General features: G+C 71.1%; 11 protein-coding genes and 2 tRNA genes. 8 read left to right on the top strand and 5 right to left on the bottom strand.

Annotated elements, in window-relative coordinates; genetic code table 11:
- Nucleotides 1–4: 4 nt before the first annotated feature.
- A complete protein-coding gene (locus BUB97_RS06790; RefSeq protein ID WP_245818214.1) occupies nt 5–1,459 on the bottom strand; it encodes a TolC family outer membrane protein in 1,455 nt (484 codons plus the stop codon).
- A gap of 231 nt (nt 1,460–1,690) precedes the next feature.
- Nucleotides 1,691–2,362: a protein-L-isoaspartate O-methyltransferase family protein gene (locus BUB97_RS06785; protein ID WP_073132930.1), complete on the bottom strand. Its 672-nt coding sequence runs from the start codon at nt 2,360–2,362 to the stop codon at nt 1,691–1,693.
- A gap of 152 nt (nt 2,363–2,514) precedes the next feature.
- Here BUB97_RS06785 and BUB97_RS06780 point away from each other — a divergent pair.
- Both BUB97_RS06780 and BUB97_RS06775 read left to right on the top strand, forming a co-directional pair.
- Nucleotides 2,515–2,588, top strand: a tRNA-Cys gene (locus tag BUB97_RS06780).
- A 202-nt stretch (nt 2,589–2,790) separates the two neighbouring features.
- Nucleotides 2,791–2,866, top strand: a tRNA-Asn gene (locus BUB97_RS06775).
- Between the two features lie 2 nt (nt 2,867–2,868).
- On the opposite strand, the gene phnF is transcribed toward BUB97_RS06775, so the two are convergent.
- Complete coding sequence (gene phnF, locus BUB97_RS06770; RefSeq protein WP_073132928.1) at nt 2,869–3,657, bottom strand: phosphonate metabolism transcriptional regulator PhnF; 789 nt, start codon at nt 3,655–3,657, stop codon at nt 2,869–2,871.
- Between the two features lie 97 nt (nt 3,658–3,754).
- On the opposite strand from phnF, the gene BUB97_RS06765 reads away from it, so the two are divergent.
- The 6 genes from BUB97_RS06765 (at nt 3,755) to BUB97_RS06740 (ending at nt 10,444) form a co-directional block, all read left to right on the top strand.
- Nucleotides 3,755–4,894 (top strand): alpha-D-ribose 1-methylphosphonate 5-triphosphate diphosphatase, encoded by a 1,140-nt coding sequence (locus tag BUB97_RS06765; RefSeq protein WP_073132926.1) that lies wholly within the window; start codon nt 3,755–3,757, stop codon nt 4,892–4,894.
- Nucleotides 4,891–5,583: a DUF1045 domain-containing protein gene (locus BUB97_RS06760; RefSeq protein ID WP_245818213.1), complete on the top strand. Its 693-nt coding sequence runs from the start codon at nt 4,891–4,893 to the stop codon at nt 5,581–5,583. The genes BUB97_RS06765 and BUB97_RS06760 overlap by 4 nt, the downstream gene beginning before the upstream one ends.
- Before the next feature lie 94 nt (nt 5,584–5,677).
- Nucleotides 5,678–6,838 carry an acyl-CoA dehydrogenase family protein gene (locus BUB97_RS06755; protein ID WP_073132925.1) on the top strand — a complete coding sequence of 387 codons (1,161 nt, stop codon included), beginning with the start codon at nt 5,678–5,680 and terminating at the stop codon, nt 6,836–6,838.
- Between the two features lie 14 nt (nt 6,839–6,852).
- On the top strand, nt 6,853–7,983 hold the full coding sequence (locus tag BUB97_RS06750; RefSeq protein WP_073132923.1) for a CaiB/BaiF CoA transferase family protein: 1,131 nt from the start codon (nt 6,853–6,855) through the stop codon (nt 7,981–7,983).
- Nucleotides 7,980–8,768: an HpcH/HpaI aldolase/citrate lyase family protein gene (locus BUB97_RS06745; protein WP_073132921.1), complete on the top strand. Its 789-nt coding sequence runs from the start codon at nt 7,980–7,982 to the stop codon at nt 8,766–8,768. Before BUB97_RS06750 ends, BUB97_RS06745 begins: the two co-directional genes overlap by 4 nt.
- 95 nt (nt 8,769–8,863) lie before the next feature.
- Nucleotides 8,864–10,444, top strand: coding sequence for an ABC transporter substrate-binding protein (locus BUB97_RS06740; RefSeq protein ID WP_073132919.1), 1,581 nt, complete (start codon nt 8,864–8,866; stop codon nt 10,442–10,444).
- Nucleotides 10,445–10,489: 45 nt separating this feature from the next.
- On the opposite strand, the gene BUB97_RS06735 is transcribed toward BUB97_RS06740, so the two are convergent.
- Nucleotides 10,490–12,187: a thiamine pyrophosphate-dependent enzyme gene (locus BUB97_RS06735; protein ID WP_073132917.1), complete on the bottom strand. Its 1,698-nt coding sequence runs from the start codon at nt 12,185–12,187 to the stop codon at nt 10,490–10,492.
- A 100-nt stretch (nt 12,188–12,287) separates the two neighbouring features.
- Complete coding sequence (locus BUB97_RS06730; RefSeq protein WP_073132915.1) at nt 12,288–12,761, bottom strand: nucleoside deaminase; 474 nt, start codon at nt 12,759–12,761, stop codon at nt 12,288–12,290.
- Between the last annotated feature and the right edge of the window lie 8 nt (nt 12,762–12,769).

The raw sequence follows: 12,769 nt of genomic DNA, 5'->3' as shown, positions 1-12,769 counted from the left end.
GGGTTCAATCGCGGACGGGTTGAGGGACGGAATAGTCGCCGAGGCCCGCCCAGCGGTCACGGACCGCCCGGTAATAGGCCTCCTGGTCGTAGAGGGCGACGGGCAGGGCCAGGTCACGCGCGGTCAGCCGCCCGACGGCCTGCGCCAGCGAATGGCTGGCCGTGACCACATTGGCCAGCGCGCGCACCAGCGAGACGCGGGCGTTCAGCAGCTCCTGCTCGGCATTCAGCACGTCGAGCGTGGTGCGGCTGCCGACCACGGCCTCACGCTGCACGCCGTCCAGCGCGATCTCGGCCGCGCGGATCTGGGCGCGCACGCTGTCCACGGTCGCGCGGGCGCTCACCAGCGTTTCCCAGGCCTGGATGGCCTGGGCGGAGGCCACGCGCCGCTGGTCGTCCACCACCTGCCGGAGGCGCGTGGCGTCCTGCCGGGCCTGGCGGACCGCCGAGTATTCCGCGCCGCCCTGATAGAGCGGAACGGTGACGGTGGCCGTCACGGATTCGCCGATGGAGCGCTGGCCGATCAGCTGCTGGTTGTCGTTGCGGAAGGCCTGCGCCTGGAGGCTGGCCTGCGGCAGCAGCGCGGAGAGCTGCACGTCGATGAAGTCGCGGCTCGCGGCCTCGTCGAAGAGCGCGGCCACCACCGCCGGATTGTTCAGCGCCGCCACCTGCGCCGCATCCTGGCCGTTGCGGGCGGCCGGCTGCAGCGGCTGCGGTGCCGTCAGCCGCGCCGGCGCGATGCCGATGACGCGCTGGAAGGTGGCCCGGGCGTTCTGAAGCTGGCCTTCGGAATCGGCGCGGGAGGCACGGGCGCCGGCGAGGCGCGACTCCGCCTGGGCGACGTCGGTGCGGGTGATCTCGCCCACGCGGAAGCGCTCGTTCGTCGCGTCCAGCTGGCGCTGCAGCACCTGGGCGTTGTTCAGGTTGAGGCGAACCTCCTCCTGGAACCGGATCACGTTCACATAGGCGGAGACGGTGTCCTGCAAGACCTGCTGCTCGGTCGCCAGCAGCCGCGCCCGCTGTGCGAGCACCTGGTTCTCGGCACGGCGGGTGGAGGCGGTGGTGCGGCCGCCGCGGTAGAGCGGCTGCGTGACCGTCGCGGCCACGGTGCCGATGGTCCGGTCCTGGTCCGTGGTGACGCCGATGCGCTGGCCCGAGGTCGTCTGCGAGCGGGAGCGGATCGTCCCCTCGGCATAGCCGGCGGAGCCGGAAAGGGTGACGGTGGGCCGCCATCCCGCCAGGGCCTGGGGCACGTTCTCATCCACCACGCGCAGCTGGGCACGGGCGGTGGCCAGAGTGGGGTTGTTCACATAGGTCTGGGCCAGCGCCTCCTGCAGCGTCTGGGCCCCCGCCGGGGCAGCGAGGCCGAGGAGGAAGACGGCCGGCAGCATGGCCCGGACGACGGGCCGCGAGCTCTGGCTGTGCTCGGTTCGGGGGCGCTTCGGGTGGCTGCGGGTCATCGGCTACAATCCCTGATCGGCCGGCCCGGCGCCATGGCGCTTCGGGGCCGCCTTTGCTCGGTTCCCGGTGATGTTAGCCTTCTCCGCCGCCTGGGAGCCAGGATGATGGGGGAACCCTTTCCACATCCTTGCCGCGCCGCGTTTCGCAGCGAGGACGGCGGCGGACGGCGCGGGCCAGTTGCCCGCGCCAGCCCTGTCCTGCCCGGCGCCTGCGCGGCGGACAGCCGGCGCTCAGCTCAGCGCGAAGCCCGGCTTCGGCGCGAAGGCCGGCAGCAGGGGCATCTGGGTCCCAGCGATGTCGAAGGCCTCGACCGTGCTGAAGGAGCCGCCCACGCGGCGCCCCAGGATGGCGGAGGGCACCTGGCCCGGGACCGCCCGGATGGCGGACAGCCGCCCGCCCTCGGCCAGCTGCGCGGAGAGCGCCGCCGGGATGGAGGGCACCGCCCCCTCGATGAAGATCAGGTCGTAGGGTGCACCATCCGGCAGCCCGGCCTCCGAGGAGCCGGCCTGGCGCCGCAGCGAGCCCGCCGGCAGGCCGGCGGCGGCGATTCCCTCCTCGCCGAAGCCGGCGATCACGGCATCGTCCTCCACAGCCACGACCTGCGCGCCCATATGGGCCATCACCGCCGCGCCATAGCCCGGGCCGGCGCCGAGGACGAGCACGCGCTCGCCCGGACGCGGTGCCGCCAGCTGGATCAGCCGTGCGACCACCATGGGCTGCAGCAGCACGCGGCCGCCGCCCAGTGCCAGGTCCTCATCCGACAGCGCGCGCACCCGCAGGCGCTGCGGAACGAAAAGCTCGCGCGGAATGGCGCGCATCCCCTCGAGGATCCGCGGATCCGTCACCCGGTTGGGCCTCACCTGCCCGTCAACCATGCGCCTGCGCGCCTCGGCGTAGTCCATGCCGCCCGCTGTCCTATCCACTGAACCGATCGGTTTATAGGCGCGCCGGGCGGCACTTGGAAGGACGGGGGGTGGAAGCACGGGGCGGCCCCTTCCCGGCTGATGCTGGCTTGACCCGCCGGCCGAGGGACGCGATACCCTGGCCCCCTGCCGGCCCGATGGCAGAGTGGTGATGCAACGGACTGCAAATCCGTGAATGTGGGTTCGATTCCCGCTCGGGCCTCCAGCCTCCTCCTTCATGATCGCCTCCACCCACCCGGCCAGGCCGTGGGGGATGCCGGCGCGCGTCCTAGGTCGCCCCGCCCGCCCGGGCGGACAGCCGACCCGCCCGCTCGATCCAAAGCTTTTGCGCAATAATCGACAGACCCCCTTGCGGCGGACCGGCCATCGGGATATTCGGCCGGCCCCGCCACATGGTGGGCCACTGATCCCCGATAGCTCAGCTGGTAGAGCACGCGACTGTTAATCGCTAGGTCGTTGGTTCGAGTCCAACTCGGGGAGCCAGATCAGAAGGGGGATGCGCCGAGAGGTGCGTCCCCCTTCGCATATCCGGCCATCGCCGCGCGCTGCTCCTCCTCCACCAGTACATGCACCCGGCCGGCCGCATAGCAGGCCAGGGTGAAGTCCACCGGGCGCCCCTCCGCATCCAGGTTCAGCGCCTCGCTCGCCAGCACGGGCCGCCCGCGCGATTGCCGGAGGAGCTGAGCCTCCTCGCCGGTGGGCAGCCGCGCGCTGATGCGGGTCCGGGCGCGCCGGTAGTCGGCCACACCGCAGGCCGCGAGCGCCGCGGTAATGGAGGGGGCACCCCGCAGGGCGGCTTCGGCGGCGGCGAATCGCGGCAGCGGCAGGTGGTGAACCCCGAGCACCACCGGGCAGCCATCCGCCATGCCCAGCCGTTCCACCCGCAACACCGGGGCGCGACGCGCGATTCCGAGGGCCTCCGCCACGGCGGCCGTGGCGGATACTTCCCCAAGCCGCAGGATCCGCCCGGCCGGTTCCCGCCGCTGCGCCCGCACCGTCTCGAAGAAGCGCGTCCGCCCATGCAGGGGATAGTCGAGCACCTCCCCCGCCACGAAGCTGCCGCGCCCCTGCTCCGTCCGGATCAGCCCGCGCCTTTCCAGCTCCTCCAACGCGCGCCGTACGGTGTGGCGGTTCACGCCGAAACGGGCGGAGAGCGCCCCCTCGCTCGGCAGGCGGTCCTCGGGCCCGTGCTCGCCCTCGGCGATCGCCGCTTCCAGCCGGGCCGCGATCTGTCGCCAGAGCGCCGTCTCCCCGCTCCGGTCGAGAATTGTCATGGTTTCGTCACCCCGACATGTCTAGACAAGCATGCCATGGAGGGAGAAGCAGCGCCACGGACTTGCCCTGGCGGATGGCTCGGGCAGAAGGGGGCGCATGACCGACGAGACGATCCTGACCAACGCCCGCCTCGTCCTCCCGGAGCGGGTGGAGACGGGCACCATCCTGCTGCGGGACGGGTTGATCGCCGAGATCGCACCCGGCCGCAGCGCGGCCCCCGGCGCCGTCGATCTCGAAGGCGATTTCCTCATCCCCGGCGTGGTTGATGTCCACACGGACAACCTGGAGCGCCAGGTCCTCCCCCGAAGCCAGGCCCGCTGGCCCTCCGTCTCGGCCTTCCTCTCCCATGACAGCCAGGTGGCCGTCGCCGGCGTGACCACGGTGCTGGACGCGCTGTGCCTGGGCGATCTTGGCTTCGATGAGAGCCGGCTGCAGACGGCCCGCGACGGGGTACGCGACCTCGGGGCGCTCACCGAAGCCGGCGTGCTGAAATCCGAGCATCTGCTGCATCTGCGCTGCGAGCTGCCCGCCACGGACATGCTGCCGATGCTGGAGGAGTTCCACACCGACCCGCATCTGCGGATGGTCAGCCTCATGGACCACACCCCCGGCGTCGGCCAGTACGCCGACCCCGACCGCTACCGCGCCATGCGGGTGAAGGGCGGGCGGCCTGTGGCCGAGGTGGAGCGGCGCATGGCCGAGCTGACCGCGCAGCGCGAGGCTTGGTCCGGCCCGAACCGGCGCGCGCTCCTCTCCCTCTTCGAGGGCCGTGACGTGCCGCTCGCGACCCATGACGACTGGGACCCGGTGATCGTCGGTCACAACGCCGCGGACGGCATCCGGATCAGCGAGTTCCCCGTGAACATGGAATCCGCCCGCGCCGCGCGGGCCCATGGCATGGCGGTGATCGCCGGCGCGCCCAACCTCGTCCGCGGCGGCAGCCATTCGGGCAATGTTTCCGCGGCCGATCTCGCCCGCGAGGGGCTGGTGGACATCATAGCCTCCGACTACGTGCCGCCGGCGATGATCGAGGCGGCCTGGCGGCTGCCGCGCGAGGCGGGGATGCCGCTCTCGGCCGCGGTGGCCACCATCACCGCCAATCCGGCCCGGGCGCTCGGCCTGGCGGATCGTGGCCAGATCGCGCCGGGGCTGCGGGCGGACCTCGTGCGGATCCGGGAGTTCGGGGACATGCCGGTGGTGCAGGCCGTCTGGCGCGGGGGGATGCGCATCGCATGATGGGCACCGCCGCCCTCGCCCGCGCCGCCCTGTACTGGGCGCCGCCGGTCGATGACCCCCTGCACCGGCTCGGCAGCACCTGGCTGGGCCGTGATGCCGAGACGGGCGCCACCCTGGTCCAGCCCCCCCTTCCCGGGCTGGATATCGCCGCCCTGACCGGCGATCCGCGCGGCTACGGGCTGCATGCCACGCTGAAGCCGCCCTTCCGCCTGACGGCCTCCTATGCAGCGCTTCGGGAAGACGCCGCACGGCTGGCGGCGGGGACCGAGCCCTTCGACCTGCCTGGCCTCGAACTCGCCTCGCTCAGCGGCTTCCTGGCGCTGCGGGAATCGTCCCCCTGCCCCGCCCTGCAGGCCCTGGCCGATGCCTGCGTAGCAGCGCTGGACTCCCACCGCGCCCCGCCCACCGAGGCGGAAATTGCCCGCCGCCGGCCTGACCGCCTGTCCCAAGCGGGGCGCTACAACCTGCACCGCTGGGGCTATCCCCAGGTGTTCGGGGAATGGCGTTTCCACGTCACCCTGACCCAGAGGCTCACCCCGGAGCAGGATGCGATCATCCGCCCGGCGGTCCAGGCCTTCCTGGGCGAAACCGCGTCCCGGCCGCGCCGGGTGACGGAGCTCTGCCTCTTCACCCAGGCCGCGCCGGGCGAGCCCTTCCTGGTGGCGGAGCGCCTGCCGCTCGGCGGATGACGGGCGCCCCCCTTCCCCCGCCCGGCTTCCGGCGGCATGACTCGGGCAGAGCCAGGCCAGCGCGAAGCCGGGCGAGCGGGTGGAAGGGAACGGGATGCAGGGCAGCACCGACGGGCATCAGGAACTGCGTGACGCGGTGCGCGCGCTCTGCGCCGAGTTTCCCGCCGAGTATCACCGCAAGATCGACGCGGAGCGCGGCTATCCGGAGGCCTTCGTCGAGGCGCTGACCAGGGCGGGATGGCTCGCGGCCCTGATCCCGGAGGAATATGGCGGATCGGGCCTCGGCCTGACGGAAGCCTCCATCGTGATGGAGGAGATCAACCGCTCCGGCGGCAATTCCGGCGCCTGCCACGGGCAGATGTACAATATGGGTACGCTGCTCCGGCACGGTTCCGAGGAGCAGAAGCGGCGCTACCTGCCCAAGATCGCGAGTGGTGAGCTGCGCCTGCAATCCATGGGCGTGACGGAGCCGACCACGGGCACCGACACGACTAAGATCAAGACGACCGCGGTCCGCAAAGGCGACCGCTATGTGGTGAACGGGCAGAAGGTCTGGATTTCCCGTATCCAGCATTCCGAGCTGATGATCCTGCTCGCCCGCACCACACCGCTGGCCGAGGTGAAGAAGAAGTCCGAGGGGATGTCGATCTTCCTCGTCGACCTGCGCGACGCCATCGGGAACGGCATGACGGTTCGCCCGATCGAGAACATGGTGAACCACGAGACCAACGAGATCTTCTTCGACAACCTCGAGATCCCCGCCGAGAATCTGATCGGCGAGGAGGGGCGCGGCTTCAAATACATCCTGGACGGGCTGAACGCGGAGCGGACGCTGATCGCGGCGGAGTGCATCGGCGACGGCTACTGGTTCATCGACAAGGTCGTGCCCTATGCCAAGGAGCGCGTCGTCTTTGGCCGGCCGATCGGGCAGAACCAGGGCGTGCAGTTCCCGATCGCGGAAAGCTACATCGAGATCGAGGCGGCCAACCTCATGCGCTTCGAGGCGTGCCGCCTGTTTGATGCGCACCAGCCCTGCGGCGCGCAAGCGAACATGGCGAAATACCTGGCGGCGAAGGCGTCGTGGGAGGCGGCCAATGCCTGCCTGCAATTCCATGGAGGCTTCGGCTTCGCGCATGAATACGACGTCGAGCGCAAGTTCAGGGAGACGCGGCTCTATCAGGTGGCGCCCATCAGCACGAATCTCATCCTGAGCTACGTCGCGGAGCATATCCTCGGCCTGCCGCGCAGCTTCTGACGGAGGGCACCGCCATGGCCGGATCGAAGCCACTTGCCGGGCTGTTCGTCGTCTCGATGGAACAGGCCGTGGCCGCTCCCTACTGCGCCGGGCGTCTCGCCGATGCCGGGGCGCGCGTCATCAAGATCGAGCGCGCTGAGGGCGACTTCGCCCGGGGCTATGACGCGGCGGCCAAGGGGCTCTCCACCTATTTCGTCTGGCTCAACCGCGGCAAGGAAAGCGTCGTCCTCGACATCAAGCAGGCCGAGGACCTGGCGTTGCTGCGGCGGATGGTCGCGCGGGCCGATGTGTTCATCCAGAACCTCGCCCCCGGCGCCGCCGCGCGGGCCGGCTTCGGTAGCGCGGCGCTGCGCGCGCAGCACCCGCGGCTCATCACGGTCGACATCTCCGGCTATGGCGAGACGGGCGAGTATGCCGGGATGAAGGCCTATGACCTGCTCGTGCAGGCCGAGAGCGGGCTGTGCAGCATCACCGGCCGCCCGGAGGGGCCGGGCCGGGTCGGCGTTTCGGTTTGCGATATCGCCTGCGGCATGAACGCCCACGCGGCCGTACTGGAGGCGCTGATCGAGCGCGGCGTGACGGGCCGCGGCAAGGGGATCGCCGTCTCGCTCTTCGACGGCATGGCGGACTGGATGAACGTGCCGCTGCTCTACTACGAGGGCACGGGCAAGGCGCCGGCCCGCGCCGGGGTCGCCCATCCCTCCATCTGCCCCTACGGCGCCTTCGCCACCGCGGATGGCGCGCAAGTCCTCATCTCCATCCAGAACGAGCGCGAATGGGCCGAGTTCTGCGCCCATTTTCTGAGCGAGCCCGATCTGCCGCGGCGGGAGGGGTTTCGCAGCAATGTGGAGCGCGTGGCGCACCGCGCCGAGGTGGACGCCCATGTTGCCGCCGTCTTCGCGGCCCTGGCGCGAGACGAATGCGCGGCGCGGCTGAAACAGGCCCGCACGGCCTTCGGCTTCGTCAACGACCTACCCGCCTTCGCGGCTCACCCCGCGCTCCGGCGCATCACCCTCGACACGCCGGGCGGCGCCGTGGCGGTCGCCGCCCCTGCCCCGCTCTTCAGCGACGGCGCGCGGGAACTCGGCCCCGTCCCGGCGCTGGGCGCCCATACCAACAGCATCCGCGCGGAGTTCGCTGCATGACCGCCCCCATCGCCCCGCTCTTCGTGCCTGGCAACCGCCCCGAGCGCTTCGCCAAGGCCGCCGCCTCCGGAGCCGATGCGGTTATCATCGACCTTGAGGATGCCGTCGCGCCAGAGGACAAGGCAGCCGCGCGCCGCGCCGCCGCCGAGGCCAGGCCAGAGGGCGTGCCGCTCTTCGTTCGCCTCAACGCCGCCGGCACGCCCTGGCATGCGGAGGACCTGGCCGCCCTCAGCGGATCGCCCGCCGGGATCCTGCTGCCCAAGGCGGAGGATCCGGCCGCCCTCGCCGCCATCCGGGCCGCGATCGGGCCGGACCGGCCGCTGGTCGCGCTGGTGGAGTCGGTGCGCGGCCTCGCCGCCGCGCGGGAGCTGGCGCGCGGTGCCTCCCGCCTCGCCTTCGGCTCCATCGACTATGCGGCCGATCTCGGCTGCGCCCATACGCGCGAGGCGCTCCTCGCCGCCCGGTCGGAGCTGGTCTTCGCCTCCCGCCTCGCGGGGATCGACGCCCCGATGGACGGCGTGACGGCGACGATCGGTGACGACACCCTCACGGAGGAGGACGCCCGCCATGCCGCGGGGCTGGGCTTCGGCGGGAAGCTTCTCATCCATCCCCGCCAGGTCGCGGCCGCCCTGCGCGGCTTCGCCCCCGAGGCGAAGGAGGTCGAGTGGGCCCGTGGCGTGCTCGCCGCAGGAGGGGATGGCGCGGTGCAGGTCGGCGGGATGATGATCGACGCACCGGTGCGCATCCGGGCGGAGCGGATCCTCGCTCGCGCCGGGAAGGGCTGACGGCGGGATCCCCCGCCCTGGCCTTCCCGCGCGACGCGTGGTGATCTGGCGCCGGAGGCAGCGCGTCACCGGGATGTCCGAGAAGGAGATCGCCGATGCATCGCCGCACGTTGATGATGGCCACGGGAGCCGGGCTGGTCGCCCCTTCCCTGGTCCGGGCCCAATCCGCCACCACGCTGCGCTTCACGCCGCAGCAGGACGTGGTGACGCTCGACCCGGTCACCACCACCGCTTATGCCACGCGGAACCATGGTTACATGGTGTTCGACACGCTCTACGGCATGGACGCGAACTTCCGGGCCACGCCCCAGATGGTCGAGGGACACCGGGTTGAGGAAGAGGGCCGGCGCTGGGAGCTGACCCTGCGCGAAGGGCTGCGCTGGCATGACGGGGAGCGCGTGCTGGCGCGGGACTGCGTGGCCAGCCTGAACCGCTGGGCGAAGCGGGACCCGTTCGGCGGCATCCTGATGGCCGTGACGGACGAGCTCTCCGCCCCCGACGACCGCACCATCCGCTTCCGCCTGAAGCGCCCCTTTCCGCTCCTGCCGATCGCCCTCGGCAAGGCCTCCGTGCCGGTCTGCGCCATGATGCCGGAGCGGCTGGCGAATACCGACCCGTTCCGGCAGGTGACGGAGCTGGTCGGCAGCGGCCCCTTCCGCTTCAAGGCCGATGAGCGGGTGCCGGGCTCTCTGAACGTCTACACGAAGTTCGAGGGCTATGTGCCGCGTCAGGGCGGTGTGCCCAGCTGGACATCCGGCCCGAAGGTCGTCCATTTCGACCGGGTGGAGTGGCGGGTGATGCCCGATCCCTCCACGGCGACCTCTGCTCTGATCGCCGGCGAGGCGGACTGGCAGGAATATGCCTATCACGACCAGCTCGCCCTCATGCGCCGCAACCGGAACGTCCGGGTGGAGGTGAAGGACCCGACGGGCTTCGTGGGCATGATGCAGGTGAACCACCTGCAGGCTCCCTTCAACAACCCCGCCATCCGCCGCGCCCTCTGGGGTGCGATCGACCAGGAGGCGACGATGCAGGCCCTCGTCGGCGCGGGGGAGACGAGCCTCTACCATCTGCCGTTGGGCTTCTTCTGCCCGAACACCCCCATGGCTTCGGACACCGGCCTCGCGCCGCTGACGGGCCGGCGCGACATGGACAAGGTGAAGACGGCGCTGCGAGAGGCGGGCTATCGCGGCGAGCCCGTGCTGCTGATGGTGCCTTCCACCTCCTCCGGCTCCTCCACCATGGGCGCGGTGGCGGCGGATACGCTCAAGCAGGCCGGCATGAATGTCGAGGTCTACTCGGTCGAGTTCAACGCCATGCTGCAGCGCCGGAACCGCAAGGGCCCGGTCGCGGAGGGCGGGTGGAGCGCCTTCATCACCAACTGGGCCGGCATGGATTGGCTCAACCCCGCCGTCCATATCGCCCTGCGCGGCGCGGGCGAAGCCGGCTATGCCGGCTGGGCCACCATCCCGCGCATCGAGGAGCTGCGGCAGGGCTGGTTCGCCGCGCCCGACGAGGCGGCGCAACAGGCCATCTGCCGGGACATTCAGGCCGAGGCGATGCGGGAGGTGCCCTACTACCCCCTGGGACAGTACCTCCAGCCCACGGCCTACCGGTCCAGCATCACCGGCGTGCTGGACGGCTTCGCCACCTTCTGGAACGTGCGCCGGGCCTGAAGCCGCTGCCGGGGCGCGGCTGCGCCCCGGCGATGACGGCCGATTCTAGCCCTTGGCCGCGGCCGCGCGGATCTGCGTTACCGTCTGGCGGTTGGTGATCTGCTCCGGGCTCATCCGCACCTCGATCACCGCGGGCTTGCCGCTCTCGCGCGCCCGGCGGAAGGCGGGCACGAGCTCATCGGTCGCCGTCACCACCTCGCCATGCCCGCCAAAGGCCTCGATGAACTTGGCGAAGTCGGGGTTGGTGAGCTGCGTGCCGGAGACGCGGCCGGGATAGTGCCGCTCCTGATACATGCGAATGGTGCCGTACTGGCCGTTGTTCACCACCATGACGATGGGTGCCACGCCGGCCTGGAAGGCGGTCGCGATCTCCTGGCCCGTCATCAGGAAGCCGCCGTCGCCGACGAAGCTGACCACGCACCGGCCGCGATAGGTGATGGCGGCGCCCAGCCCGGCTGGGACCGAATAGCCCATGGCGCCGTTCGTCGGGCCAATGAACTCCTGCTTCTCCCGCACCGACATGAAGCGCTGCGGCCAAGTGGCGAAATTACCGGCATCCACGGTGAAGATCGTGTCCTCCGGCAGCTCGGCCTCCAGCGCCTGCAGGGCGCGGGCGAAGTTCAGCGGGCCCTCGTAATCGGGCGCGGCGACGCTCGCCTCACGCCCGGCGCGCAGACGCTTGCGCCACTCGCCCCAGGGCCGCGGCTTCGCCGGTGCGGCATTCCGCAGCGCCAGGGCGAAGGCATTGAGGTCGGCCGTGATCCCGAGGAGTGGGCGGAAGACGCGGCCTATCTCGGACTGGTCCGGATGCACCTGGACGATCGGGCTGGTCTGGCCCGCCGGGAACAGCGTGTAGCCCTGGCTCGTCGCCTCGCCCAGCCGCGTGCCGATGGCGAGGACGAGGTCCGATTCCTTCACGCGCGCGACCAGCCCCGGATCGGAGCCGACGCCGAGATCGCCGGCGAAAAGGGGCGAGGTGCCGTCGAAGAGGCTGAGGCGGCGGAAGCCGACGGCCACCGGCAGGTCATGCGCCGCGGCGAAGTCACGGATCGCGGCCTTGCCCTCCTCCGACCAGCCCGTGCCGCCGAGGACCATCACCGGGCGCTGCGCGCCATCCAGCAGTTCCAGCAGGCGGGGGATGGATCCCGGGGCAGGATGGGCCGGCAGGGTCGGGGCCGGGCCGATATCCGGCACTTCCACCACGGTCTTCTGCATTTCCTCGCTGATGGCGACCACGACCGGGCCGGGGCGGCCGCTGCGGGCGACGTCGAAGGCCCGGGCCATCAGCTCCGGAATGCGGGCGGCGTCGTCGATCTGCGTGACCCACTTGGCCAGGGGCGAGAACATGCGGCGGTAGTCCACCTCCTGGAAGGTGTCCCTGTCCGTCTCGGAAAAGGGGATCTGGCCGACGATCAGCACGAGCGGCGTGCTGTCCTGCATCGCGATATGCACGCCGATGCTGGCATGGCAGGCGCCGGGCCCGCGGGTGACGATGGCGACGCCTGGATTGCCCGTCAGCTTGCCATGGGCCTCGGCCATGTTGATGGCGCCCGCCTCGAAGCGGCAGGTAACCAGCTCGATTTTGTCGCTGACATTGTAGAGGCCATCGAGCAGGTCGAGGAAGGATTCGCCGGGGACTGAGAAGGCATGGGTCACGCCCTGCGCCACCAGCGCATCCGCGAGCAGCTGCCCGCCCGTCCGTCCCCGCGTCACGCTCTGCCGCGCCGCCGCACCGTCATCCATCGTCTCGTTCCCTCAAGCCCTTCGGTCCGCCTGGGCGCGGCCCGAAGGGGGCGGAGACTACGTCCGGAACGGCCGGCGCGCCACCGCCCCCCGGGGTGGATCAGCGGGTGAGTTCCACCTCCGCGCCGGTGTAGAGGCCAACGCATTCCTCCGTCAGCACGCCGTCCACCACCTCCAGTTCCCAGCCGACGGTCTCGGCGAAGCGCTCCACCGTGTAATCCTTGAAGTTGAAGGCCTTCTTCGCCAGCCGCTTCACATCGGCATTGCGCGCGCCCAGCACCAGCCGGCGGAAGCCGCCATTCAGGATGGCGCCGAGGCACATCGGGCAGGGTTCGCAGGTGGCGTAGAAGGTGCAGTCCGGCAGCTCGCGCCGGCCCAGGGCGCGGCAGGCCATGCCGACGGCCAGGGTCTCGGAATGGGCCGTGGCGTCGCAAAGCCCCACCTTCCGGCTCCAGGTCTTGGCGACCACCTCCCAATCCCGCGCGACCAGCGCGCCGAAGGGCTGCTCGCCCAGGGTGGCGCCATGCCGCGCCTGCTCGATGGCCAGCGCCATCATGCGCTCATCCTCGGTCATCGGCCGCG

This window comes from Muricoccus roseus, assembly GCF_900141905.1.
Lineage (GTDB): Bacteria > Pseudomonadota > Alphaproteobacteria > Acetobacterales > Acetobacteraceae > Roseomonas > Roseomonas rosea.
Note: the sequence above shows the minus strand (reverse complement) of the source record. Positions and strands in the feature narration are given on the sequence as shown.

Coding starts and splice junctions, on each gene's coding strand:
- BUB97_RS06790 (WP_245818214.1), bottom strand. CDS start 1,459: ATGACCCGCAGCCACCCGAAGCGCCCCCGAACCGAGCACAGCCAGAGC.
- BUB97_RS06750 (WP_073132923.1), top strand. CDS start 6,853: ATGGCCGGATCGAAGCCACTTGCCGGGCTGTTCGTCGTCTCGATGGAA.
- BUB97_RS06730 (WP_073132915.1), bottom strand. CDS start 12,761: ATGACCGAGGATGAGCGCATGATGGCGCTGGCCATCGAGCAGGCGCGG.
- BUB97_RS06740 (WP_073132919.1), top strand. CDS start 8,864: ATGCATCGCCGCACGTTGATGATGGCCACGGGAGCCGGGCTGGTCGCC.
- BUB97_RS06760 (WP_245818213.1), top strand. CDS start 4,891: ATGATGGGCACCGCCGCCCTCGCCCGCGCCGCCCTGTACTGGGCGCCG.
- BUB97_RS06785 (WP_073132930.1), bottom strand. CDS start 2,362: ATGGACTACGCCGAGGCGCGCAGGCGCATGGTTGACGGGCAGGTGAGG.
- BUB97_RS06765 (WP_073132926.1), top strand. CDS start 3,755: ATGACCGACGAGACGATCCTGACCAACGCCCGCCTCGTCCTCCCGGAG.
- BUB97_RS06755 (WP_073132925.1), top strand. CDS start 5,678: ATGCAGGGCAGCACCGACGGGCATCAGGAACTGCGTGACGCGGTGCGC.
- phnF (WP_073132928.1), bottom strand. CDS start 3,657: ATGACAATTCTCGACCGGAGCGGGGAGACGGCGCTCTGGCGACAGATC.
- BUB97_RS06745 (WP_073132921.1), top strand. CDS start 7,980: ATGACCGCCCCCATCGCCCCGCTCTTCGTGCCTGGCAACCGCCCCGAG.
- BUB97_RS06735 (WP_073132917.1), bottom strand. CDS start 12,187: ATGGATGACGGTGCGGCGGCGCGGCAGAGCGTGACGCGGGGACGGACG.